Below are 23,279 nucleotides of genomic sequence, written 5' to 3'. Positions count from 1 at the left end.
TCCACTGCAAGGGCCAATGAGGAGCCGGTGGCTCCTTCCGATTTGGCCATCGGGTACAAATGCGCCCGTCCGCACGTGCCGGGGGACCTGCTAGGGCCGGTCGGCGAGGTCCGCGGGCGGCTCGTCGTCCATCTCGAAGGCGAGCGGGAAGGGGGCGTGGCCCGCCAGTCGGAACCAGCGCACCTTGCGGTGCCTGCGCAGCGCCCGGGCGGCCCGTACGGCGTCGTTGTGGAAGCGGCGCGCCATCGGCACCCTGCGCACGGCCGCCGCCAGCTCCTCCGCGGCCTTCACCCCGCCGGGCGCCGCCTTCACCGCCTCGACCTGGTCCACGTCGGCGAACACGGCGCGCAGCGCCTGGCTCAGCTCGCTCTCCGCCACCTCGCGCTGCTCCTCCTCGGCCTGCCGGGCGGCGTGCGCCGACTCGTACAGCACCAGCGAGGAGGCGGGGTCGAGCACCCCCGAGGTGGCGACCTCCAGCACCACGGAGGCGCGGCGCACCAACTGCGCGTCGAGCGCGGCCCGCGCGGCGTCCATCCGCGAGTGCAGCCGGTCGAGCCGCCCGGCGGTCCAGCTCAGGTACACGCCGACGACACCGAGCGCGAGGGCGATCCAGACAAGGGTTTCGATCACGGACGGCGAGCCTACCGTCCACGCCCAAACGGCTTGTGCGGCGGCCGATAGGCCCTGTCGTCAAAGTCCCGCCTGGCCCGGGGTGTCCGGTACCGCACCTCGCCGCGTTGTCGGAGCGCCCGAGTACGTCCAGTACACGGGCGCCCCTCCGCCTTGCGATGCACGGCACCGGACACCCCGGGCCTTGACGGCGCTACTTTGACGACAGGACCTAGTCCCGGCTCAGGCCCAGGCGGGTGCGGAGGCTGACGCGTTCGTCCGTGGCGACCGCCGCCGCGCCGTCCGTGACCGTTTCGTAGACGGCCAGGATGTCCGCGCCGACCGTCGACCAGTCGAAGCGGCGGACGTGCGCGGAGCCGCGGGCGCTCAGTTCCTCGCGGCGGGCCGGGTCGCGCAGCAGGCGCACCGCGGCGGCGGCCAGCGCGTCGGAGTCCTCGTTCGCGAAGAGGTCGCCCGCCCGGCCCTGGTCCAGGACCTGGGCGAACGCGTCCAGGTCGGAGGCCAGGACCGGCGCCCCGGCCGACAGCGCCTCGACCAGGATGATCCCGAAGCTCTCCCCGCCCGTGTTGGGAGCGACGTACACGTCGACGCTGCGCAGCAGCCGGGCCTTGTCCTCGTCCGAGACCATGCCGAGGAACTCCACCCGCGAGCGCAGGTCGGCCGGGAGGGAGGCCACCGCCTCCTCCTCGTCACCGCGGCCGGCCACCAGGAGGCGTACCTCCGGGCACTCCTCGACGATCTTCGGGAACGCCGCCATGAGGACCGGCAGGCCCTTGCGCGGTTCGTCGATGCGTCCGATGAAGCCCAGGGTCGTGCCGCCCCACTCCGCCTTGGGCGAGGCCGAGGCGAAGAAGTCCACGTCCACCCCGTTGGGGATGACGACGGCGTCCCCGCCCAGGTGCTCGACCAGGGTGCGCCGCGCGTACTCGCTCACCGCGATCCGGGCGCTGATCTTCTCCAGGGCCGGTTGGAGGATCGGGTAGGCGGCGATCATCGCCCGGGAGCGGGGGTTGGAGGTGTGGAAGGTGGCCACGATCGGGCCCTGCGCCGCCCAGCAGGACAGCAGTCCCAGTGACGGGGAGGCGGGCTCGTGGATGTGGATCACGTCGAAGACCCCGTCGTGGAGCCAGCGCCGCACCCGGGCCGCCGACAGGAAGCCGAAGTTCAGCCGGGCGACGGACCCGTTGTAGGGCACCGGCACCGCCCGCCCCGCCGAGACCACGTACGGCGGCAGCGGGGTCTCGTCGTCCGCCGGGGCGAGCACCGACACCTCGTGGCCCAGGCGGATCAGGTGTTCCGCCAGGTCCCGGATGTGGAACTGGACGCCGCCCGGCACGTCCCACGAGTACGGGCACACGATGCCGATCTTCACTAGGCGCGCTCCTCCAGATCGTCCAGCCACAGCCGCTGCAACATGTGCCAGTCCTCGGGGTGCGCCGCGATGCCCGCGGCGAACGCGTCGGCGACCGCCTGCGTCATGACGGCGGCCTTCTCGGTCCGGGTCCCGGTTTCCGGGACCGCCACCTCGGGGTGGATGCGCCCGTACATCCGCGGGGTGTCGCCGTAGTACAGGGTGGCCGGCAGCAGCGCCGCCCCGGTCTGCTGCGCCAGCAGCGCGGGCCCGGCGGGCATCCGCGCCGCCGCGCCGAAGAAGTCCACCTCGACACCGGAGGCGGACAGGTCCCGGTCGGCGACCAGACAGACCAGGCCGCCGGAGCGGAGCCTGCGGGCGAGGGTGCCGAAGGCGGCGCCGCCGCTGTGCGGCAGTACCTCCATGCCCAGGCTCTCGCGGTAGGCCACGAACCGGTCGTACAGGGACTCCGGCTTGAGCCGCTCGGCGACCGTGGTGAACGGGATGCCGAGGTGGCCGGTCGCCCAGGCCCCGGCCAGGTCCCAGTTCGCCAGGTGCGGCAGGGCCACGATGACCCCGCGCCCCGAGGCGATGGCCTCGCGCAGGATGTGCTCGTCGGCCATCTCCACGTCGGCGGAGAACCGCCGCGCGTCCATCGTCGGCAGCCGAAAGGACTCCATCCAGTACCGCATGTACGAGCGCATGCCCGCCCTGGACAGCTCCCGCAGCCGCTCCGGACCGGCGTCGGGCACGACCCGGGCCAGGTTCGACTCCAGCCGCAACACGCTCTTGCCCCGCCGCTTCCACGCCACGTCGGCGATCCGGCGGCCCAGGGCCACCGCGGCCGGCTCGGGCAGCCTTTTGACGGCCGCCCAGCCGAGCCCGTAGAGCCCGTCGACGAGCTTGTCCCGCGCCGCGCCCATCAGGCCGCGCCGCCCTCGGACAGGTGCGCCTCGGCGTCGGCTTCCGCCGCCTCGCGCCGTACCGTGACCACGCGCTGGATCAGCGTGACGAGCGAGCCCGCGGCCACCACCCACAGCGCGATCGGCAGCAGTACGCCGATCCACGACGGCACGCCGAAGGTCTGGAGGCCGGACAGGCCGGCCGCGACCAGCGAGATCACCAGCCTCTCGGCGCGCTCGACGAGCCCGTTGACGGCGACCGGAAGCCCGATCGCCTCGCCGCGGGCCTTGGTGTACGAGACCACCTGCCCACTGGCCAGGCAGAAGATCGCCACCGCGCACAGCACGTTGTCGTGGCCGGAGCCCGCGTACCAGAGCGCGAGTCCGCCGAAGATCGCCGCGTCGGCCACCCGGTCGAGCGTGGAGTCGAGGAACGCGCCCCAGCGGCTGGAGACCCCGGCCTGGCGGGCCATGTTCCCGTCCACCAGGTCGGAGAAGACGAAGAGGGTGATGGTGATCGTGCCCCAGAAGAACTCGCCCCTGGGGAAGAAGACCAGCGCTCCCGCCACCACTCCGGCCGTGCCGATCAGCGTGACGGCGTCCGGGCTCACCCCCCGACGGAGGAGAAAAGCGGCGAATGGCGTGAGAACACGCGTGAAGAATGCACGCGCGTACTTGTTCAGCATGGCCTTCCCGGAGGGTCGCTGGGCCGCACGGCCCCATCGGCCACCGGCTGGCCCATCGTAGCCGGCGCCCCGGACCCCCACCGCCCCGCACCCACCGGTTCTCGCCGGACAATCCGCGCGCCACCCGTAGGTCAACGGTCCGGACAGCGCCCGGTACGACGTATGGACGCAGTGTGACGGCGGTGCAAAGCTCGAAGAACCCCAGTCACCCTCCTCACCGCGACACCGGGAGGCACGATCACCATGGGAGCCACATCACACCAAGCCGGGGCCGCCGGCAGGGCACTGACGGCCGACCGCCCCGCATCCGTACGGAACGTCGTGCTGGTCGGCCACAGCGGCGCCGGGAAGACCACGCTGGTCGAAGCCCTGGCGCTCACGGCGGGGGCCGTGAACCGGGCCGGACGGGTCGAGGACGGGGCCACCGTCTCGGACTACGACGAGATCGAACAACGCCGCCGACGCTCCATACAGCTGTCCCTCGTGCCGGTCGAGTGGGGCGGAATCAAGATCAATTTGTTGGACACCCCCGGATACGCCGACTTCGTCGGGGAACTCAGGGCCGGTCTGCGCGCCGCGGACGCGGCCCTTTTCGTCGTCTCCGCGGCCGACGGCATCGACGGGGCCACCCGCATGGTGTGGGACGAATGCGAGGCCGTGGGCATGCCCAGGGCCATCGTCATCACCCATTTGGAGGCAGCCCGGGCGGATTACGCCCAGATGACCTCGATCTGCGGCGAAAGCTTCGGCGGCGAGGACCCGGACGCCGTCATCCCCCTCTACCTGCCCCTGCACGGCCCCGCCGGTCCCGACGGGCACGCGCCCGTCACCGGACTCCTCGGGCTGCTCTCCCAGCGGGTCTACGACTACACCTCCGGCGAGCGCGCCGAACGGGACCCGGACCCGGCCGAGCTCGCGCTGATCTCCGAGGCCCGCTCCCGCCTGATCGAGGGGATCATCGCGGAGAGCGAGGACGAGACCCTGATGGACCGCTACCTCGGCGGCGAGGACATCGACCTCAAGACCCTCGTCGACGATCTGGAGCGGGCCGTCGCGCGCGGCACCTTCCACCCCGTCCTGATGGCGGCGCCCGCCGCCGAGGGGGCCCGCCAGGGCCTCGGCACCGTCGAACTCCTCGAACTGGTCACCGGCGGATTCCCCACCCCCTTGGAACGTCCGCCGCTCACCGTCACCGCCCCCGACGGCGCGGCGCGCCCCGAGGTCACCTGCGACCCGGACGGGCCGCTCCTCGCCGAGGTGGTCAAGACCTCCTCCGACCCGTACGTGGGTCGCGTCTCCCTCGTCCGCGTCTTCTCCGGCACCCTGCGCCCGGAGGAGACCGTGCACGTCAGCGGGCACGGACTGGCCGACCGGGGCCACGACGATCATGATGTCGACGAGCGGGTCGGCGCCCTGACCTCGCCCTTCGGCAAGCAGCAGCGCACCCTCACCCACGTCATCGCGGGCGACCTCGCGTGCGTCGCCAAACTGGCCCGCGCCGAAACCGGCGACACCCTCTCCGCCAAGGACGGCCCGCTCCTCATGGAGCCCTGGCCGATGCCCGAACCGCTGCTGCCCCTGGCCATCGAGGCCCACAGCAAAGCCGACGAGGACAAGCTCTCCCAGGGTCTGGCCCGGCTCGTCGCCGAGGACCCGACCATGCGGCTGGAGCAGAACCCGCACACCGGACAGCTCGTCCTGTGGTGCCTCGGCGAGGCCCACCAGGACGTCGCGCTGGAACGGCTGCGCACCCGCTACGGGGTCCAGGTCGACCCCGTCCCCCACAAGGTGAGCCTGCGCGAGACCTTCGGCGCCAAGGCCGCCGGACGCGGTCGGCACGTCAAACAGTCGGGTGGCCACGGCCAGTTCGCCATCTGCGAGATCGAGGTCGAACCCCTCCCGCCGGGCAGCGGCGTCGAGTTCGTCGACAAGGTGGTGGGCGGGTCCGTGCCCCGCCAGTTCATCCCGTCCGTGGAGAAGGGCGTACGCGCCCAGGCCGCCCGGGGAGTCGCGGCCGGCTATCCGCTGGTCGACGTACGCGTCACCCTGCTCGACGGCAAGGCGCACTCGGTGGACTCCTCCGACGCCGCCTTCCAGACCGCGGGCGCCCTCGCCCTGCGCGAAGCCGCCGCCGAGGCGCCGATCCACCTCCTGGAACCCGTCGCGGAACTCGACGTCCTGGTCCCGGACGAGTACGTCGGCCCCGTCATGAGCGACCTCGCGGGCCGTCGCGGCCGCGTCGTCGGCACCGACCAGGCCGGTCCCGGGCGGACCCGGGTGCGGGCCGAGATCCCCGAGATCGAGATCGGCCGGTACGCGGTGGAGCTGCGCTCCGTGTCCCACGGCACGGGCGGGTTCAGCCGTACGTACGCCCGGCACGAGCCGATGCCCCCGCAGTTGGCGGACAAGGTTCGCGAACAGGCCGAGAAGGGAAGTTAACCGACATAGCACACGGGATGCCGCCCATTCAACCGTGTTGCGGTGGGCGGTATTTCCCTGTCCCATGACCACGGGGTGAGCTCCGCCGATAGGCTCTTGGGCGGGGCGAACGCATGACGGCACGTCGATGGGGGCAACGGTGGCGGACGACGGATTCGACTTCAGGCCCGGGGCGCAGATCCCGCTCCAGGGGGGCGGCGGGCAGACCGCGGCGACCAACGCGCTGGCCTCCGCCGCGTACCGCGACGGCAAGGTCGACGAGATCCTCAAGGCCAACAACGAGTACCACGAGTCGAAGATCAAGCCGGGCAAGATCTCCCTCCTGGAACCCAATCTCGGCGAGGCCTTCTGCCGGGCCGTGGAGGCCCGCACCCTGGGCGCCGGGCGCAAGCCGCTGATCCAGTCCTTCGGCGCCGACCCGCAGACCGTCGTCGAGCACTGCCTGGCCGCGTCCCGCATCCGCAAGGAGCGCGACCGCAAGCTGCGCCTGATCACCCTCGTGTGCGGGGTGCTGTTCCTGCCCGGACTGCTGCTCTGGCTGGGCCTGTTCCAGCTCCGCAAGTCGCTCGGCAGGGGCAAGCGGGGGTCCTGGGTGGGCACGGCGCTGCTGGTCGGCGTCGCGCTGGTCATCGCCGTACTGATGTTCCGGCTGCCGTTCACCGGGTTCTTCGGCCTCTACCTGCGTGCCATGGTCATCGCCCCGACCGTGGGCTGGTTCCTGGCCCGCCGGCTCTGCGAGACGACCGCGGTCGACATGCGCTCGCGCTGGGACGGTCTGCTCGGCGGCGGCGGGGTGGCCGCGAAGATCCCCGAGGCCGTGCCCGGCAACCCCGACGAGAAGGCCCGCGAGGACCTGCGCCGGCAGTTGGCGAGACTGACCGCCGAGGACCGCAGCAACTCCGTCTTCTACGCCGGCCCCAAGGGCATCCTCGGCATGGGCACCCGCTGGGGCAGCTGGCAGATGGCCGAGGAACTGGTCCCCAAGACCGAGGGCGCCGAGATCCACCCGTTCCGCAGCTGGGACGTCATACGCGCCGTCGACACCGAACTGCGCAAGCTGGAGCGCGGCCCCCTGCACACCGGCGGCTTCCCTACCGCCTCGATCCAGCACTGGATCGTCACCCCGATCGGCGAGGGCGCCACCGAGGTGGCCCGCCCCACCGGTGAGGACGTCGACACCTTCCTGGTGAAGCCGCACGAGATCACCCGGATCTGCAACGAGCAACAGTTCAGCGCGGGCAACCGGCACTACCTGGGCATCCAATACCCGCTCTGGGACGGCCAGCTGGTGATCACCATGCTGGTGACCGTCACCGTGCTGTACAAGACCCTGCGGGTGGACGTCACCGCGCACGCGCTCGGTCCCGTGCACGGCCTGTTCACCACGAAGTCCGCGCCCAAGACCGTCGAGGTTCCCAAGTCCGTCCGGTTCTGGGAGACGGTGGAACGCGGGCTGCCGCTGGTGGACGCGGACGAGGTGGTGCGCCTGGCCGTGCGCGCCCCGCTGAGCTGGTACCCGCCGATACTGGACTACCTGGGCGGCAAGCTGATCCTCCCGGAGCCCTTCGGTGTCCGCCACGTCTGGGCGGGTTCGATGTGGCGCCACCGGTTCATGGCGGACGACGCCCTGCGCACGGTGACCCCGGTCCTGCGGGCGGTGCACGCCGCCGCGTTCCGGGTGCTGGAGGAGAACGGCGTCGACACCGACCGCTTCATGAACCGCTCGTCCATCATGAGCGGCGTCATCCAGGAGCCCGCCCCGCGCAAGGCGGACGTCTACGACGCCTAGGCGGCCGGTCGGTGGTCCGACCGGCCGGCACCCCGGTCAGTCGGTCGGCCAGGCCTCCGCGAGCATCCGGCGGGTGTCCGCGAGGAGTTGGGGCAACACCTTGGTGTGGCCGACCACCGGCATGAAGTTCGTGTCCCCGCCCCAACGGGGCACGATGTGCTGGTGCAGGTGCGCGGCGATTCCCGCTCCGGCCGCCGCGCCCTGGTTCATGCCGATGTTGAAGCCGTGGGCCCCCGAGGCCTTGCGGAGCGCGGTCATGGCCCGCTTGGTGAGCTCCGCGAGCTCGGCCGTCTCGGGGCCGTCCAGTTCGGTGTAGTCGGCGACGTGCCGGTAGGGGACGACCATCAGGTGTCCGCCGTTGTACGGGTAGAGGTTCAGCACGGCGTACACGTACGTGCCGCGGGCCACGATCAGCCCGTCCTCGTCGGACATCTCCGGAATCCCGCAGAAGGGACAGCCGTCCCCGGACTCCGGCCCGGTCGGCTTGTTCTCGCCCTGGATGTAGGCCATCCGGTGGGGCGTCCACAGACGCTGGAACGCGTCCTGCGTACCCACACCGATCTGCTGCTCCGGCTCACTCGTCATGGGAAGCAGCATATGACCTTGCCCTCCGTGGGCGTGTCGCCGGGGCGTACACCGGCCGTGGACCGGCCATGCTGGGCGGATGCGCGACGATCGGACGACCCGGGAGGCGGCCTGGGAGCGCCGCAGCGAGCTGCCCTTGTTCTACGCCTCCCTGCTCTTCACCGCGAGCTACGCGGTTCGGGTGCTCGCCACCGGGGCGAGCGAGGTCCTGCGCGACGTGGCGCTGGCGGTGACCGGCCTGACGTGGGCGTGCTTCATCGCCGACTACCTGGTCCGGCTGGTGCTGAGCCGCCGGCGGCCGCTGTCTTTCGTCGGCCGCCACTGGCTGGACACGCTCATCGTGCTCCTGCCGCAGCTGCGGCCCCTGCGGGTGGTCAAGCTCCACGACGCCGTCCAGGCCAAGACCCACCGCGCGCGCCGTGAGCTGCACGTACGCGTGATCACGTACGCCGGTCTGGCCGGCCTCCTGCTGGGGTTCTCGGGCGCGCTCGCCGTTTTCGACCAGGAGCGGGACGCCCCCGGCGCCTCGATCCGCACGTTCGGCGACTCGGTGTGGTGGGTCTGCACGACCCTGACGACGGTCGGCTACGGCGACGTGGTGCCGGTGACCCCTGTGGGGCGGTTGATCGCCGTGGGGCTGATGCTGTGCGGGCTGGCGCTGCTGGGCGCGGTCACCGGTTCGTTCTCCTCCTGGCTGCTCCAGGTGTTCCGCCGCGAGGACGAGGCGGAGCCCCCGGAGAACCGACGTTCTGCGGGGGCTCCCTGAGGGCCGTGCGGTCAGACCTGGACGCGGTCCTCGACGACCTTGGCCAGCTTGGCCAGTGCCTCGTCCTTGGCGATGCCGTTCTCCTGCGAACCGTCGCGGTAACGGAAGGAGACGGTGCCCGCGGCCATGTCCTCGTCGCCGACGATGATCATGAAGGGGACCTTCAGCTTCTGGTGGTTGCGGATCTTCTTCTGCATGCGGTCGGAGGAGGCGTCCACCTCGACGCGCAGGCCCTTCTTCTTCGCCTCGGCGGCGAACGCCTGGAGGTACTCCACGTGACCGTCGCCGATCGGGATGCCGACCGCCTGGACCGGGGCCAGCCACGGCGGCATGGCGCCCGCGTAGTGCTCCAGCAGAACGGCGAAGAAGCGCTCGATCGAGCCGAACAGCGCACGGTGGATCATGACCGGGCGTTGGCGCGAGCCGTCCGGGCCGGTGTACTCCAGGTTGAACCGCTCCGGCAGGTTGAAGTCCAGCTGGACCGTCGACATCTGCCAGGTGCGGCCGATCGCGTCCCGGCACTGCACCGAGATCTTCGGGCCGTAGAACGCCGCGCCGCCCGGGTCGGGCACCAGCGGCAGACCCTGCTTCTCCGCGACCTGGCGCAGGGTCTCGGTGGCCTCTTCCCAGATCTCGTCCGAGCCGACGAACTTCTCCGGGTCCTTGGTCGACAGCTCCAGGTAGAAGTCGGTCAGACCGTAGTCCCGCAGCAGGTTCAGCACGAAGGTCAGCGTGCGGTCGAGCTCCTGCGCCATCTGCTCCTTGGTGCAGTAGATGTGCGCGTCGTCCTGGGTGAAGCCGCGCGAGCGGGTCAGACCGTGCACGACGCCCGACTTCTCGTACCGGTACACGGTGCCGAACTCGAACAGCCGCAGGGGCAGCTCACGGTAGGAGCGACCGCGCGCGTCGAAGATCAGGTTGTGCATCGGGCAGTTCATGGGCTTGAGGTAGTAGTCGGTACCACCGTCGAGCTGCATGGGGGGGTACATGCCCTCCGCGTACCAGTCCAGGTGGCCGCTCTTCTCGAAGAGGGTGCCCTTGGTGGCGTGCGGGGTGTAGACGAACTCGTAGCCCTCTTCCTCGTGCCGCTTGCGCGAGTAGTCCTCCATGGTGCGGCGGATGACGCCACCGCGGGGGTGGAAGACGGCGAGGCCGGAGCCGATCTCGTCCTGTACGGAGAACAGGTCGAGCTCGGTGCCGAGCTTGCGGTGGTCGCGCTTCTCGGCCTCGGCGAGGAAGTCGAGGTGGGCCTTGAGCTCGTCCTTCGAGGGCCAGGCGGTGCCGTAGATGCGCTGGAGCATCGGGTTCTTCTCGCTGCCGCGCCAGTAGGCGGCGGCGTTGCGCATCAGCTTGAACGCCGGGATGTTGCGGGTGGTGGGCAGGTGGGGACCGCGGCAGAGGTCCTTCCAGCACAGCTCGCCCGTCTTGGCGTCCAGGTTGTCGTAGATGGTCAGCTCGCCGCCGCCCACCTCGACGTCCGCGCCGTCGTCGCTCGACGCTGAGCCCTTGATCCCGATGAGCTCCAGCTTGTACGGCTCGTCGGCGAGCTCCGCGCGGGCGGCCTCGTCGGTGACCACGCGGCGGGCGAACCTCTGGCCCCGCTTCTGGATCTCCTGCATCTTCTTCTCGACGGCCTTGAGGTCGTCGGGGGTGAAGGGCTTGGCGACGTCGAAGTCGTAGTAGAAGCCGTCGCGGACCGGCGGGCCGATGCCCAACTTGGCCTCGGGGAAGAGCTCCTGCACGGCCTGCGCCATGACGTGCGCGGTCGAGTGGCGCAGGATGTTCAGGCCGTCCTCGGAGGAGATCTCCACCGGCTCGACGGTCTCGCCGTCCCGCACCTCGTAGGAGAGGTCCTTGAGCTCGCCCGCGACGCGCGCGGCCACGACGGTGCGCTCGCCGGTGAAGAGGTCGGCCGCCGTAGTGCCCGTGGCCACCACGCGCTCGTCCCGCTCGGAATCGCGTTGGATGATCACACGGACGTCTGACACCGGTCTCTCCTGAACTCTGGGGGTGCGCGAGCGAACACTGCGCGCCTGAATCGTACCGAGCGCGGGGGCCGCGCCGCCAAACGGTTGTTCCGCCGCCCCCGGAGCCCGTCTACGGTGGCCCCATGCCGAAGACGACCGGGCCGGTGCGGCCCTTGGACCTGACCGACGACGCCACCGCGTCCGCCGTACACCGCGTCGGGCGCGAGGCGTACGCGGTGGAGGCCGAACTGATCGGCTTCGACGGGATACCGGCGCTGCGCGAGAGCCTCGCGCAGTTGCGGGAGCGGCCCCTGCGCTGGCTGGGCGTGAGCGGCGCGGACGGGGAGATCGCGGGTTTCCTGGCCTGGGAGGAGGAGCCCGATGGCTCCGTCTGCGTCGACCGGCTGTGCGTGGCCCCGGCCGCCTTCCGCCGGGGCATCGCCTCGCTCCTGCTGCGCCACCTGCTGACGGACACCGTCCCCGACCGCCGGGTCACGGTCACGACCGGCGCCGCGAACGCCCCGGCGGTGGCCCTGTACGACCGCCTGGGCTTCCTCCGCGGCGATGACTTCTCCCCCGCCCCCGGCCTCGTGATGGCCTCCTTCACCCGCGCCGCGGGACGAGACGTCTGAGCAGCCCCCTCGGCGCCCGATCGCGGTGACCGGCGGGCTGCTGCCGGTCACTCGTCGGACGGCAGGACGTCCGACGGGTCGAAGGGCTCGTCCAGCGACTTCATCAGCCGGTCCCGCTCCACCTCGTCCAACGGGACGGGGACGACGTCGGTGGCCTCGGTCAGCCGGCGGAAGCCGCCCCGGCGCTGGAGCCGGCCGCTGACGCGGACCGGGAGGCCGACCAGGTGCGCGTGTCCGGCGACCCGGTACGCCTCCTCGTCGAGCCTGGCCCGTACCTGCGGCACCTCCGCGCCCGCCAACACCCGCAGCCGCACCGTCCCCCCGCCCCCGGGGGCCGAGCGCCGCATCCGGACCACCGCCCCGGCGATCCGGACCGGGACGGCCGGCTCGTCGCGGGTGTAGCGGGCGGCGGCCTCCCGCAGCACGGGGAGGTCACCCGGGGAGAACTCCACCGGCTCCGGTCGCGCCGCGCACCCCGCGGGCACCCCCGCGGCCGGGGACCAGGCCAGGTGGACGCGGGCCCCCTCGGTGCCCCGTACGAGGGCGATCAGCGCGTCCGCCAGCTCGCGGCTGACACCGGCCTCCACCGCCGCGTCGAAGGCCTCCATGCCCCCGGTGGCCCGCCGGTAGTCCACCGCTTCGCGCGCCGCGTGCAGGGCGTGGTGCAGCCGGGTCACGACCCCGCGCCCCCCGTCCACCGGGAGGTACGCCGTCAGCCGGCGGCCGCCCGGCGAGGGGCCCACGAGCACGCCGTCCAGGCTCCGCTCGGCCTGGGCGCGGTGCCGCGCGCCGTAGTACCCGGCCCGGGCGCGGGCGGCGAGGGCGCCGGCCAACAGCACCTGCCGGGCGGCCGTACGGAGTTGCTCCTGCACGGGCCAGGCCTCCGCCCGCCGCGCGGCGTACGCGCCCTCCGGGAACTCCCGCTCCCAGCGGATCTCGTCGCTCGGCACGCTCAGCCCGAAGAGCACCTCCCGCGCCGAGGGCAGCCCGCCGTGGGAGAGGGCGGCCAGCGCCTCCTCCAAGAGGTCGGCGCAGTCGGGAAAGGTCCGGCTCTCCGGGACGAGCAGGCTGGTGCCCGACCGCCCGGGCGGGGTCCAGCGTCCGTACCGCCCGGCGGCGCCGCCCCGCCGCAGCCAGCCGTGCCGGTGCAGCAGCGCGCCGAGCACGGCCGGGTCGACGTGCGCGACGTCGGGCGTCCCGGGGAAGGTCGGGTCCGCGTAGGCGGACGGGTCCGCGTACGGCGACGGGGACGACAGCGGTTCGAGGCGTGGTGCGTTCCGGTCCATCAGGGTGTCCCTCCCGACCCGACCCGGGTCATGATCTCGCAGAGCGCCCGGTCGTCGAAGATCCGTGTGGTGGGTATCCGTACGGTGGTCCGGCGCCTGCCGGTCACGGGCTGCCCCGCGAGATTGGTCCAGTAGCAGCAGTGCCGCAGGTCGAGCCGATCGTGCCCGGCGCTGAGCCACTCCCCGCGCTCACGCGGGACGAGCATCACCACGAGGATCTTGTGGACGGCGACCGGGGTTCGGGCCAGCTTCACGAGGTGTTCGTTGTCGAGGGTGAAGCCGAAGGTGGCTCCGGCCGGGCGCGGCGGTATCTGGTAGGTCGCCTTCAACTGCACCTTGATGGTGACCTCGTCGTCGATGACGTGCTCGGGCGCGCCGTGACTGACGTGCCAGTCGATGCCGTTGTCGGGAAAGGGCTGGGACAGCGAGCAACCGGCCGCGGCGGCGACCGCGTGCAGGTATCCCACCTGAAGGGTCTCCATGCAGGCGGTGGTGGCGAGTGAGCCGCGGGACGGTCCGGTCCCCGCGTCGGTCCGCGGTCCGATCCGCCCTTGCAGCACCCCGCCCGGTTCGGGCTGTGCGAGCGCCATGGCCGGCTCCCCATGCCTTCCGGGCTCTGCCTCGTGAGGGGTCGTGGGGGTGACGACCGTTCAGGCGTGCGGACCCCCAAGGAGGTTGTTTCCGCAGCAGACCTCGGGCAAACGGCGTACGGGGCAAACAGCCCGGGTATCACCGATTCGGGCAAGGGGTGGCGAGTTCCCGTCGCGACCCCATCTGCCGATCGGGGACGAGGAGTTCGCCATGACACGCTGGTACGAGGGACCGCTGGCCGCATTCGACACGGAGACGACCGGGGTGGACGTCGAGCAGGACCGGATCGTGTCCGCCGCGCTCGTCGTGCAGGAGTGTGCGGGCGGCCGGGTCCGCACCACGCGCTGGCTGGTCAATCCGGGCATCCCGGTGCCGCGGGGCGCCACGGAAGTGCACGGCCTGACCGACGAACACCTCCAGCGCAACGGCCGTTGGCCCGCGCCGGTGGTGGAGGAGATAGCCCGCTCGCTCGGCGAGCAGCAACTGGCCGGCCGGCCGGTGGTGGTGATGAACGCGCCGTTCGACCTGACGCTGCTGGACCGGGAGTTGCGCAGGCACCGGGCGTCGTCGCTGGCGCGGTACCTGGACGACCGGCCGCTGACGGTGTTGGACCCGCGGGTGTTGGACAAGCACCTGGACCGCTACCGCAAGGGGCGCCGGACGCTGGGCGACCTGTGCGCGCACTACGGGATAGAGCTGGAGGGCGCGCACGACGCGGCGGCCGACGCGTTGGCCTCGCTGGAGGTCGTCCGGGCGCTCGGGCGCCGGTTCGCGGGCCGGCTGGAGCGGTTGACACCGGCCGAACTGCACACGCTCCAGGCGGTGTGGCACGCGGCGCAGGCGCGGGGGCTACAGGCCTGGTTCGCCCGTCAGGGCACCCCGGAACCGGTGGACCCGCACTGGCCGCTACGGCCGGAACTCCCGGCCGCGGCGTAGGCGCGCGCCAGAACATCACTGCGGCGGGAACACCACCGCAGCCGGCCCCACGGCGCCGGAGCGCCACCGCGCCGGACTCCCCCCGGAATCCCACCCGGAAAACGCGGAAGGCCGGTCCGTCTTGCGACGGACCGGCCTGTCCCGGTGGGCGATACTGGGATCGAACCAGTGACCCCTTCGGTGTGAACGAAGTGCTCTCCCGCTGAGCTAATCGCCCGGAACGGGTTGAACAATACAAGAGCCCCGGGGTTCTGTTCAAACCGCTTCCGACCGGCCCGCCAGCCGCGCCGCGAGAGCACGCTGTCCGGCGCGCATCATGAGCGTGTGGTTGAGCCGGAACAGGGGCCGCCCGGGCACCGCGAGGCAGCGCATCAGCGGCCGGCGCACCTCGACCTCCTGTTCGTAGAGGGCGCGCGTACGGGCCCCTCGCGGGCGTACGGTCCACCGCGCCCAGCCCTCGACGTCCCCGCTCAGCGTGACCTCCAGCACGCCGCCGGCGGGATCGCGGAGCAGCTCGGTGGCGGTGACGCGGAGCTCGTAGGGCAGCGCGGAGCGGATGACGGCGGTTCCGGCGCTGCCGCCGGTGGTCGCGCCGTCGCCGGCGGCGGATTCGAAGCGGCGGACCTGTGGCCACCAGCGCGGGTAGTCCTCGGCGCGCTCCAAGGCGCGGTAGACGACGGCGGGCGGGGCGTCGAGGTCCCACACGCTGCGGAAGCGGAAGCGGCTCCACCCGTGTCGGGGGCTGTGATCCATGCTCGCAGCCTGCCCCGGCTCGCGCACGGCCATCCCTGCCGGCGGGGAGGCCCACGACGGCCGCGAGGTCTCCGGACTGCCTCACGAGGGCCCCCACAATGCCCCGTCCGCGCCCGTGGAAGCCCCGCGGCGTGCGCTCGGCCCCGTTGGACCGGCGGCCTCCCGCGAGGACGGCACAGGCCCCGTCAAGGCCCTCTCGGCCCCCGGACACGCCGAAGGCCCGGAGACTCGTTTCGAGTCTCCGGGCCTTGGGTCCGGGTGGGCGATACTGGGTTCGAACCAGTGACCCCTTCGGTGTGAACGAAGTGCTCTCCCACTGAGCTAATCGCCCGGACGCACCGCAAACATTACCGCATGTCAGCGGTGCTCTACGCCACCGGCTCGGAGCGGGCCGATCACTGGTCCTTGATGTTCCACGGCAGCATCAGGCCGTACTTCCACAGGTAGAAGCCGATCAACGCGGCCGCCACGGCGAGCCCCACGCCGGTCAGGATCAGGTTGCGCCGGCGCACCCTGGGGTCCATCGCCTTGTGCGCCGCGTCGGCCACCTTCCGCTTCGTCCAGCGCAGCACCACCTGCGCCCAGGCGAACTCGGTCCCCCAGATCACCAGGCCTGCGAAGATCGCGACCCACCCCGGGCCCGGCAGGACGAGCATCGCGATGCCGGCGGCGATGACGGCCAGGCCGACGATGAACACGCCAACCTGCCAGGTCAGGTGCAGGCTGCGGTTGGCTTTGACGAAGGCCGGCGCCTTCGACACGTGCGGTTCGGATGCCGAAGCCGTTCCGTTCGGCGCCGACTCCTCGGTCCCGTGGTCACTCCCCGTATTCATGGGTCGAATCTACCGGAGTCGAATCGCGGGCCGGAAGCACACGTGATCGGTCGTTTGGATCCGCCGTCCGAGGGACCCAGAGGTCCGCAAAACGGTCAGAGGGGTTTACAACGCCACCGTAGGTGGCATGTCGATTTCGCCGACGTGCGAATCCCCGAGCGCACACTGAGCGAAAGGCCCTGGCGCTTATGAACACCACGGTCAGCTGCGAGCTGCACCTGCGCCTCGTTGTGTCGAGCGAGTCCTCACTGCCTGTTCCCGCGGGCCTGCGGTATGACACGGCCGATCCCTACGCCGTGCACGCCACCTTCCACACCGGCGCCGAGGAGACGGTCGAATGGGTATTCGCCCGCGACCTCCTCGCGGAGGGTCTCCACCGACCCACCGGCACCGGCGACGTCCGCGTCTGGCCGTCCCGCAGCCACGGTCAGGGAGTCGTCTGCATCGCCCTGAGCTCTCCGGAAGGAGAAGCACTGCTGGAAGCACCCGCCCGAGCACTTGAGTCCTTCCTCAAGCGGACGGACGCCGCGGTCCCACCGGGGACCGAACACCGGCACTTCGACCTCGACAAGGAGCTCTCCCACATCCTGGCCGAAAGCTGACCCAGGACGAGGGCGACCCTCCCGGCCACGGCCGGGGGACCACCCGACACCGTCCGACTCGGGGCGACGGTGCGGGATGGACAACCACATGCGGCAGTGCCGGCGCTGTTCTCGCGGAAGCCAACCGCGGGGGCGGCGCCGTCGTGCGTCGCGGGGACGGACGCACCTCCCGGCCGCCGCCGGGGAACGCTAGAGTCGGCCCCCCACGCGGCTCAGACCGATCGCCGCAGGCCCGGCCCCCAGGGAGACCCCGTGCAGATCCCCCACGACACCCGTCGCGCGCTCGACGTCGTCGTCGCGCTGGTGAACACCGCGGCCGAGCCCGGCAGCCCCGACGGACTGTCCGATGTGGGCGCGCTGCGCGGCTTCGTCCAGGAGTACGCGATCAGCGACGTGGGCGAACTCGGCGCCCGTGATCTCGCCGGGGTGCGCACCGTGCGCGAGAAGTTCGCGCAGACCTTCGCCGCCCCGAACCCCCGGGCCGCCGCCACGCTGATCAACGAGCTGGTGGCCACGGCCGGCACCACGCCGCGACTGACCGACCACGACGGCTACGACTGGCACGTGCACTACTTCGCGCCGGGGGCCTCCGTGGGCGACCACCTGGCGGCCGACGGCGGCATGGCGCTGGCGTTCATCGTGGTCTCGGGCGAGCAGGAGCGGCTGCGGCGCTGCGAGGCCCCGGATTGCCGACGGGCCTTCGTCGACCTCTCCCGCAACCGTTCGCGCCGCTACTGCGACAGCCGGACCTGCGGGAACCGGCTGCACGTGGCCGCGTACCGGGCGCGCCGCAAGGAGGCGGACGCACACGGCTCAGAGCAGGAAGAGGTCGTGTACGGCGGCGAGCAGCAGCAGGGTGCCGATCACCGCTAGGAAGATCATCAGGGGCGGCTGGGACAGCGCGAAGAGACAACCGCGGGCCTCTTGGGCGGGAACGCGAGCCGAGGGCTCACCAGGTGATGTGTCCGGCATGTCGGGCCGATGATCGCCCAGCGCGAACGGAATCGCCCCTCAACACGCCAGGGCATGACGGGAGTTCGTCCTTTCACGTGACGGGCGGGCGGGCGGGGAGGGGTCGGCGGGGGCCCGTCCCCGCGCGGTCGTATGCCGCGCCCGGACGCCGCGCTCAGATGCCGTGCTTCTTGAGGATCGCCTCGATGTCGGAGAAGTCGTCCGCCGGGGCGGCGGCCCGCTCCGGCGTCGGCCGGGAGCCGGTGCCGAGGGAGGGCGCGGAGGCGTCGGGCGCGACGGCGTCCCGGGCGCGGCGGCCCCGGACCGCCTCGGGCCCCGTCGGCTTCGCGGGCCGGCCGACCGCGCGGCGCTCGACGGTCCGGGTGACCAGGAACAGCGCCCAGGAGAGGCCCAACAGACCGAAGCCGATCCAGACGGAGGGCTTGAACACCATCCCCGACACCCACTCCACGACGCCGGTCAGCACCAGTGCGACCGGCACCAGCGAATACGCGGCGATGCGCGTCGCGGCGAGGAAACGCCTGCGGTACGCGGTCAGCGCGGCGATGCCCAGGCCCGCCGCGGACACCGCGGAACAAATGGTCTCGGCGAGCATGCTGTCCTCCAGGGGCCGACGGGTCGGGCGGGGAGCGGCGCTCCGCCCCCGTCCATCGTGCACCGGCCACCGGCACGGGGGCCACGGCCCGGGCGGCGCCCGGACGGATCTCCGGGACATCTCCGGGTCGGCCCTCCTCCCCAGGTCCCGGTCGGTGCGAGGGGGGACCGACTGGGAGACTGTGCGCATGACCGATTCCCACTCCCCCGACTCCGTTCCCGCGGCCGCGCCCGCCGCCCCCGTCGTCCTGGAGGTCTGGTGCGAGCTCCAGTGCCCGGACTGCCACGGCGCCCTGGACGACGTACGCGCCCTGCGGGCCCGCTACGGCGACCGGCTGGACATCGTGCTGCGGCACTTCCCGCTGGAGAAGCACAAGCACGCCTTCGCCGCGGCCCAGGCCGCCGAGGAGGCCGCGGAGCAGGGGCAGGGCTGGCCGTACGCGGAGGCCGTCTTGGCCCGCACCTCCGAGCTGGGCGATCGCGGGGAAGCGGTCCTTCTCGATGTGGCGCGTGAACTCGGCCTGGACGTCGAGGAGTTCGACACCGCCTTGGTCGACGGCCGGCACATCCTGATCGTCGACGCCGACCAGGCCGAGGGCAAGGCGATCGGTGTGACCGGCACCCCCACGTACGTGATCGGCGGCGAGCGTCTCGACGGCGGCAAGAGCCAGGAGGGCCTGCGCGCCCGCATCGAGGAGATCGCCGACCGGCTGTTGGCGGGCTGAGCGCCTAGATGAGGTCTTTGGCGTAGTTCAGGTCCGCGGGTCGGTAGCCGAGGGACTCGTACAGGCGCAGCGCGGGCGTGTTGGTGGTGAACACCTGGAGGGTGAGCGTCCGGTGACCGGCCCGGAGCGCCTCGCGTTCCGCCAGAAGCATCAGCGCGCGCCCGTGACCGCGACCGCGGTGTCCCTCGGCGACCTCCACCTCGAAGACGTGGGCGCCCTCGCCGTGCTCGGCGAGCCACAGGTGGCCCACGGGGGCGCCGGCCACCTCCAGGACGGCGAGGGTGACTCCCTCGGTGCCCCGGCCGTCCGGGAAGCGGGCCGCGTGGTCGGCCACCGCCCGGGCGTGCGCGTCGGGCTCGGGCATACCGCGCGCGGCCAGTTCCGCGGCGTAGCCGGCCGGCGCCTCGGCGGCCCAGGCCGCGTACTCCGCGTCCGTCATGGGGCGGGCCGTGACTCCTTCCGGCAGGGCGGGCGGCTCGGCCGGGAGCGCTTTGACGAGGTAGCGGCTGTACTCGGTGTACCCGAGGGTCTCGGCCAGCCTCAGGCCGGCCGCGGACGCGGCGGGGATCGACACCAGGACCCGTCGACAGTCCCAGCCGCGCAGCACCTCCTCGGCGGCGAGCGCGGCGACGGTGGCGCGGCCCCGGCGGCGGTCCGGCGGGTCGATGACCAGATCGCCGATCTCGCCGACCCGCGGTCCGAACCTGGTTCCGGCGCTGATCACCAGCTCCCCGACGCGCCTGCTGTTGACGCGCACCTCGTACGGGCGCGACCGCGCGCCCCCGTCGTCCTGCCGGAGCGGCCCGCTCGGCCGCAATGTGGTGGTCATCGTCGAGTTCTACCCTCCGGACGGCCGCCGCGACAGGGCGTGCGGGCGCGAAGGGGCCGCCCCCACCGGGTCTACGGGTCGAGGTCGGAACCCGCGCGCTCGTCGAAGATCCGCATCGCCTTGGCCGTGACGGGCCCCGGGGCGGCCGTCAGGAGGCGGCCGTCGACGCTGTGGACCGCCTGGACGTCGCGCAGGGTGGAGGTGAGGAAGACCTCGTCCGCGCGGTCCAGCACCTCGAAGGGGAGGTCGGTCTCCTTGGCGCCGGTCCACTCCACCACGAGGGCGCGGGTGATGCCCGCGAGGCAGCCGGAGGGCAGGGGCGGGGTGTGCAGCTCCCCGTCGAGGACGACGAACACGTTCGATCCGGTGCCCTCGCAAAGCTGCCCGACCGTGTTGGCGAAGAGGGACTCGGAGGCCCCGGCCGCGTTCGCCCGGGCGAGCGCGACGACGTTCTCGGCGTACGACGTGGTCTTGAGACCGGTCAGCGGCGAGCGCTCGTTGCGGACCCACGGCACGGTGATCACGGCGGTGGTGTCGGGACGCCGCGTGGTCTCGCCGACGGCGACGACCAGGGTGGGGCCGGTCTTGCCGCGCTCGGAGCCCAGTGGGGACTCGCCGCCGGTGTAGGTGATGCGCAGCCGGCCGAGCGGCATCGGGTTGGCCTCCAGCACGGCGGCGCAGGCCCGGCGCACCTCGTCGTGGTCGGGGTCGGGCAGCCCGAGCCCGCGGGCCGAGCGCGTCAGCCGGTCCAGGTGACGGGTGAGCGCGAACACGCTCCCGTCCTTCGCCTTGAGCGTCTCGAAGAGGCCGTCGCCCACGGTCAACCCGTGGTCCAGTACGGACACCTTCGCGGCGTCCGCGTCCCGCAGCGCTCCGTTGAGCCAGATCCTCACCGTACGGTCCCTTCGCTCAGCCCGTGCGCATCACGCGCATCGTGCGGCTCGTGCGCATCGTGCGTTCCTGACGCTACCGCGAGGAGCCGGGCCGCCTTCAGTTCGGTCTCGGCCCACTCCCGCTCCGGGTCGGAACCCCAGGTGATCCCGGCCCCGGTGCCGAAGAGCAGGCGGGGGCCGGCGGGCACCTCGCGGTCGATCCAGAAGGTGCGGATGCCGACGGCCAGCTCGGCGGTGCCCCGGTCCGCGTCGACCCACCCGATACCGCCGCAGTAGGGGCCGCGCGGTGCGGTCTCCAGGGCCTCGATGATCCGCAGCGCCGAGGATTTCGGGGCGCCCGTGACGGAGCCGGGCGGGAAGGTCGCCTCCAGCAGCTCCGGCCAACCGGCGTCCTCGGTCAGCTCGCCGCTGACGGTGGAGACGAGGTGGACCAGGCCCGGGTGCTCCTCGACGGCGCACAGTTCGGGGACCGCGACCGAGCCCGGGGCGCAGACGCGGCCGAGGTCGTTGCGCACGAGGTCCACAATCATCACGTTCTCGGCGTGGTCCTTGGGCAGCAGGTCGGCGACGGTGCGGCCAGTGCCCTTGATGGGCCCGGACCGCACGTGACGGCCGTCGCGGCGCAGGAACAGTTCGGGGGAGGCGGTGGCGATCTCCACGCCGTGCGCCGGCAGCCGAATCGTTCCTGCGTAGGGCGCGGGGTTGCCGCGCGCGAGCAGGGCGGTCAGGGCGTCCACGTCCGCCCGGGCCGGGTCGGGCAGGGCGGCGGACAGCACGCGGCAGAGGTTGGCCTGGTACACCTCCCCGCGGGCGATGTGCTCCCGGACACGGCGTACGCCGGCCACGTAGGCGGCCCGGTCCAGCGAGGAGGTCCACTGGTCGGCGGCGGGCCCGCGCCACGCGCCGGGAGCGGGCCCGGGGACGGGATCGGGGCGTATGTCCCCGAAGCGCGCGCACACCAGGCGCCCCTCGAAGTCCGCGACCACCGCCCAGAAGCCGGAGGAGTCGAGGGCGGAGGGGTCGCTGGTGACGTCGCGGAGATCGGTCGCGAGGCGGCCGCCGAAGCGGGCCAGGGGAGGCAGGTCGTGCACGGCTGCGAGTCTATGACCGGTGGCGCGATGGCGCCGGAGAGGTGACAGCGGGGTGACCGGCGGTGATCGAGCGGCATCACGCTGCGGAAACGCGTTTTTGAGCTGGCACGGGAATCCGCTAGAGTTCAACACGTCGCCAGGGAGCGAAGGGGAACACCCCGGAGTGAACACGGTGACCTGCGGACGTAGCTCAGTTGGTAGAGCACCACCTTGCCAAGGTGGATGTCGCGAGTTCGAGTCTCGTCGTCCGCTCGAAGTGGGGGGTCTTCCCGAGAACCCCCACAGCTCCTGGTGGAGTGGCCGAGAGGCGAGGCAACGGCCTGCAAAGCCGTCTACACGGGTTCAAATCCCGTCTCCACCTCCAAGGACGATTAGCTCAGCGGGAGAGCGCTTCCCTGACACGGAAGAGGTCACTGGTTCAATCCCAGTATCGTCCACTGGTCCGCGAGGACCACCCGCGCGATTAGCTCAGCGGGAGAGCGCTTCCCTGACACGGAAGAGGTCACTGGTTCAATCCCAGTATCGCGCACGCATCACCTGCGACACCTGCTTCACCTGCGGCTTTCGAGCCGTGGTCCCGCGCGATTAGCTCAGCGGGAGAGCGCTTCCCTGACACGGAAGAGGTCACTGGTTCAATCCCAGTATCGCGCACCACCGGAAAGCCCCGGCCGTTCCCACGGTCGGGGCTTTCGCGTTCCGTCCCCGCCGGGCGGGAGGCGGGCGGCGGGAGGGCGGACGGGAAGAAGCGCGCATGAAAAAGGGTGCCGCCCGTCCGACTCCCCAGTCGTACGGGCAGCACCCTTCACCTGCCGTCCGTCGTCACGCCCCCGTCCCCACGGGGTGCGACAAGGCGATGTCCCGGCCCGGGCCGCTCTTCCCGGGCCTGGAGCGCCGCTCAGCGCCCCATCATCGCGCCCACGGACGACGCCTGTGCCGCCACCTGCTCGAAGCCTCCGAAGAGGAAGAGCAGGAGGACGGCCAGGGGGAGCACCATGGCCGCGGCCACCAACGGGTGGCGCGTACCGGACTCATGGCCGTTGAACGCGAATGCCTTGCGCCCTTGCCGTGCGGAGCCCGTCATGGTCCTCTCCCTGTCGTCTGGCAGCGGCGGGCTCGTGACCTCGGGGGACGAGTGTGCCGCCCGCCGCTTGTCCTCAACACTAGGCGGGCGCAAGGGCCCTGGCCTCATGCCCTCGTACCCATTGCCGGGCCTCCGAGAGGATGAGGGACCACCCTCCCGTGTACTCCCCTGGGTGGAGATCACTCCCCCGGCGTGAGGGTCTCCCCGGAGGGGATGACCGGAGGGTAGTGACTTCGCTCACTTCCGTCACTCCCCGCACACGCGTGTCTTCGCACGAGCCGTCCACGCCCGGCGTGGCCGCCGGCGGTCCGGCCGCCCGCGCGCAACCCGCCCACGGGACCGGTCA

23 protein-coding genes and 7 tRNA genes are annotated in these 23,279 nt (G+C 72.1%); 13 read left to right on the top strand and 17 right to left on the bottom strand.

Annotation, left to right across the window (positions count from 1 at the left end):
- Window positions 1-90: 90 nt before the first annotated feature.
- The 4 genes from ACV7NM_RS25980 to pgsA form a co-directional block, all read right to left on the bottom strand.
- Window positions 91-630: a LemA family protein gene (locus ACV7NM_RS25980; RefSeq protein ID WP_463412540.1), complete on the bottom strand. Its 540-nt coding sequence runs from the start codon at window positions 628-630 to the stop codon at window positions 91-93.
- A gap of 211 nt (window positions 631-841) precedes the next feature.
- On the bottom strand, window positions 842-2,002 hold the full coding sequence (locus ACV7NM_RS25975) for a glycosyltransferase family 4 protein (protein ID WP_463412539.1): 1,161 nt from the start codon (window positions 2,000-2,002) through the stop codon (window positions 842-844).
- Complete coding sequence (locus ACV7NM_RS25970) at window positions 2,002-2,904, bottom strand: phosphatidylinositol mannoside acyltransferase (protein WP_463412538.1); 903 nt, start codon at window positions 2,902-2,904, stop codon at window positions 2,002-2,004. The genes ACV7NM_RS25975 and ACV7NM_RS25970 overlap by 1 nt, the downstream gene beginning before the upstream one ends.
- On the bottom strand, window positions 2,904-3,569 hold the full coding sequence (gene pgsA, locus ACV7NM_RS25965) for a phosphatidylinositol phosphate synthase (protein ID WP_463412537.1): 666 nt from the start codon (window positions 3,567-3,569) through the stop codon (window positions 2,904-2,906). Before pgsA ends, ACV7NM_RS25970 begins: the two co-directional genes overlap by 1 nt.
- Window positions 3,570-3,812: 243 nt before the next feature.
- Here pgsA and ACV7NM_RS25960 point away from each other — a divergent pair, with 243 nt between their 5' ends.
- Both ACV7NM_RS25960 and ACV7NM_RS25955 read left to right on the top strand, forming a co-directional pair.
- Window positions 3,813-6,008, top strand: coding sequence for an elongation factor G-like protein EF-G2 (locus tag ACV7NM_RS25960; RefSeq protein WP_463412536.1), 2,196 nt, complete (start codon window positions 3,813-3,815; stop codon window positions 6,006-6,008).
- Window positions 6,009-6,147: 139 nt separating this feature from the next.
- Window positions 6,148-7,797, top strand: a complete 1,650-nt coding sequence (locus ACV7NM_RS25955) for a hypothetical protein (protein ID WP_463412535.1) — start codon at window positions 6,148-6,150, stop codon at window positions 7,795-7,797.
- A 36-nt stretch (window positions 7,798-7,833) separates the two neighbouring features.
- Here ACV7NM_RS25955 and ACV7NM_RS25950 read toward each other — a convergent pair whose 3' ends face one another.
- The gene (locus tag ACV7NM_RS25950) at window positions 7,834-8,394 is read right to left on the bottom strand and encodes an HIT family protein (protein ID WP_463412534.1); all 561 of its coding nucleotides are present in this window, start codon (window positions 8,392-8,394) and stop codon (window positions 7,834-7,836) included.
- Window positions 8,395-8,461: 67 nt separating this feature from the next.
- On the opposite strand from ACV7NM_RS25950, the gene ACV7NM_RS25945 reads away from it, so the two are divergent.
- Window positions 8,462-9,148, top strand: coding sequence for a potassium channel family protein (locus tag ACV7NM_RS25945; RefSeq protein WP_463412533.1), 687 nt, complete (start codon window positions 8,462-8,464; stop codon window positions 9,146-9,148).
- Between the two features lie 11 nt (window positions 9,149-9,159).
- On the opposite strand, the gene thrS is transcribed toward ACV7NM_RS25945, so the two are convergent.
- Complete coding sequence (gene thrS, locus ACV7NM_RS25940) at window positions 9,160-11,136, bottom strand: threonine--tRNA ligase (protein ID WP_463412532.1); 1,977 nt, start codon at window positions 11,134-11,136, stop codon at window positions 9,160-9,162.
- Window positions 11,137-11,258: 122 nt separating this feature from the next.
- Here thrS and ACV7NM_RS25935 point away from each other — a divergent pair, with 122 nt between their 5' ends.
- Window positions 11,259-11,747, top strand: a complete 489-nt coding sequence (locus ACV7NM_RS25935; protein WP_463412531.1) for a GNAT family N-acetyltransferase — start codon at window positions 11,259-11,261, stop codon at window positions 11,745-11,747.
- Window positions 11,748-11,794: 47 nt separating this feature from the next.
- Here ACV7NM_RS25935 and ACV7NM_RS25930 read toward each other — a convergent pair whose 3' ends face one another.
- A complete protein-coding gene (locus ACV7NM_RS25930; RefSeq protein ID WP_463412530.1) occupies window positions 11,795-13,033 on the bottom strand; it encodes a hypothetical protein in 1,239 nt (412 codons plus the stop codon).
- Window positions 13,033-13,623 carry a DUF4365 domain-containing protein gene (locus tag ACV7NM_RS25925; protein WP_463412529.1) on the bottom strand — a complete coding sequence of 197 codons (591 nt, stop codon included), beginning with the start codon at window positions 13,621-13,623 and terminating at the stop codon, window positions 13,033-13,035. The genes ACV7NM_RS25930 and ACV7NM_RS25925 overlap by 1 nt, the downstream gene beginning before the upstream one ends.
- Window positions 13,624-13,834: 211 nt before the next feature.
- Here ACV7NM_RS25925 and ACV7NM_RS25920 point away from each other — a divergent pair, with 211 nt between their 5' ends.
- Window positions 13,835-14,560: an exonuclease domain-containing protein gene (locus ACV7NM_RS25920; protein ID WP_463412528.1), complete on the top strand. Its 726-nt coding sequence runs from the start codon at window positions 13,835-13,837 to the stop codon at window positions 14,558-14,560.
- A 145-nt stretch (window positions 14,561-14,705) separates the two neighbouring features.
- Here ACV7NM_RS25920 and ACV7NM_RS25915 read toward each other — a convergent pair.
- The 4 genes from ACV7NM_RS25915 to ACV7NM_RS25900 all read right to left on the bottom strand — a co-directional run bounded on the left by ACV7NM_RS25915 (window position 14,706) and on the right by ACV7NM_RS25900 (window position 16,146).
- Window positions 14,706-14,777, bottom strand: a tRNA-Val gene (locus ACV7NM_RS25915).
- Window positions 14,778-14,815: 38 nt separating this feature from the next.
- Window positions 14,816-15,313, bottom strand: coding sequence for an SRPBCC family protein (locus tag ACV7NM_RS25910; RefSeq protein ID WP_463412527.1), 498 nt, complete (start codon window positions 15,311-15,313; stop codon window positions 14,816-14,818).
- Window positions 15,314-15,572: 259 nt separating this feature from the next.
- Window positions 15,573-15,644: transfer RNA gene (locus ACV7NM_RS25905), tRNA-Val, on the bottom strand.
- Window positions 15,645-15,708: 64 nt separating this feature from the next.
- The gene (locus tag ACV7NM_RS25900; RefSeq protein ID WP_463412526.1) at window positions 15,709-16,146 is read right to left on the bottom strand and encodes a TIGR02611 family protein; all 438 of its coding nucleotides are present in this window, start codon (window positions 16,144-16,146) and stop codon (window positions 15,709-15,711) included.
- A gap of 188 nt (window positions 16,147-16,334) precedes the next feature.
- On the opposite strand from ACV7NM_RS25900, the gene ACV7NM_RS25895 reads away from it, so the two are divergent.
- Window positions 16,335-16,748, top strand: a complete 414-nt coding sequence (locus ACV7NM_RS25895; RefSeq protein ID WP_030011909.1) for an SsgA family sporulation/cell division regulator — start codon at window positions 16,335-16,337, stop codon at window positions 16,746-16,748.
- A gap of 252 nt (window positions 16,749-17,000) precedes the next feature.
- The gene (locus ACV7NM_RS25890) at window positions 17,001-17,621 is read left to right on the top strand and encodes a CGNR zinc finger domain-containing protein (protein WP_463412525.1); all 621 of its coding nucleotides are present in this window, start codon (window positions 17,001-17,003) and stop codon (window positions 17,619-17,621) included.
- 253 nt (window positions 17,622-17,874) lie between these two features.
- On the opposite strand, the gene ACV7NM_RS25885 is transcribed toward ACV7NM_RS25890, so the two are convergent.
- A complete protein-coding gene (locus ACV7NM_RS25885) occupies window positions 17,875-18,315 on the bottom strand; it encodes a hypothetical protein (protein WP_463412524.1) in 441 nt (146 codons plus the stop codon).
- Between the two features lie 187 nt (window positions 18,316-18,502).
- Between ACV7NM_RS25885 and ACV7NM_RS25880 the strand changes: the two genes are divergently transcribed.
- The gene (locus ACV7NM_RS25880) at window positions 18,503-19,039 is read left to right on the top strand and encodes a DsbA family protein (protein WP_463412523.1); all 537 of its coding nucleotides are present in this window, start codon (window positions 18,503-18,505) and stop codon (window positions 19,037-19,039) included.
- Window positions 19,040-19,043: 4 nt separating this feature from the next.
- Here the strand turns inward: ACV7NM_RS25880 and ACV7NM_RS25875 are convergent, their stop codons facing one another.
- The 3 genes from ACV7NM_RS25875 to ACV7NM_RS25865 all read right to left on the bottom strand — a co-directional run bounded on the left by ACV7NM_RS25875 (window position 19,044) and on the right by ACV7NM_RS25865 (window position 21,852).
- Complete coding sequence (locus ACV7NM_RS25875; RefSeq protein WP_463412522.1) at window positions 19,044-19,868, bottom strand: GNAT family N-acetyltransferase; 825 nt, start codon at window positions 19,866-19,868, stop codon at window positions 19,044-19,046.
- Window positions 19,869-19,939: 71 nt separating this feature from the next.
- The gene (locus ACV7NM_RS25870) at window positions 19,940-20,761 is read right to left on the bottom strand and encodes an aminotransferase class IV (RefSeq protein WP_463412521.1); all 822 of its coding nucleotides are present in this window, start codon (window positions 20,759-20,761) and stop codon (window positions 19,940-19,942) included.
- Complete coding sequence (locus ACV7NM_RS25865) at window positions 20,758-21,852, bottom strand: chorismate-binding protein (RefSeq protein WP_463412520.1); 1,095 nt, start codon at window positions 21,850-21,852, stop codon at window positions 20,758-20,760. Before ACV7NM_RS25865 ends, ACV7NM_RS25870 begins: the two co-directional genes overlap by 4 nt.
- Before the next feature lie 179 nt (window positions 21,853-22,031).
- On the opposite strand from ACV7NM_RS25865, the gene ACV7NM_RS25860 reads away from it, so the two are divergent.
- From ACV7NM_RS25860 to ACV7NM_RS25840, 5 genes are all read left to right on the top strand, one after another.
- Window positions 22,032-22,104 (top strand) — tRNA-Gly (locus ACV7NM_RS25860).
- 38 nt (window positions 22,105-22,142) lie between these two features.
- A tRNA-Cys gene (locus tag ACV7NM_RS25855) sits at window positions 22,143-22,216 on the top strand.
- 1 nt (window position 22,217) lies between these two features.
- Window positions 22,218-22,289: transfer RNA gene (locus ACV7NM_RS25850), tRNA-Val, on the top strand.
- A gap of 20 nt (window positions 22,290-22,309) precedes the next feature.
- Window positions 22,310-22,381, top strand: a tRNA-Val gene (locus ACV7NM_RS25845).
- Window positions 22,382-22,431: 50 nt separating this feature from the next.
- Window positions 22,432-22,506 (top strand) — tRNA-Val (locus ACV7NM_RS25840).
- Between the two features lie 241 nt (window positions 22,507-22,747).
- Here ACV7NM_RS25840 and ACV7NM_RS25835 read toward each other — a convergent pair.
- Window positions 22,748-22,933, bottom strand: a complete 186-nt coding sequence (locus ACV7NM_RS25835) for a hypothetical protein (RefSeq protein WP_463412519.1) — start codon at window positions 22,931-22,933, stop codon at window positions 22,748-22,750.
- Between the last annotated feature and the right edge of the window lie 346 nt (window positions 22,934-23,279).

Source organism: Streptomyces sp. Tek67B01, assembly GCF_055231995.1.
Note: the sequence above shows the minus strand (reverse complement) of the source record. Positions and strands in the feature narration are given on the sequence as shown.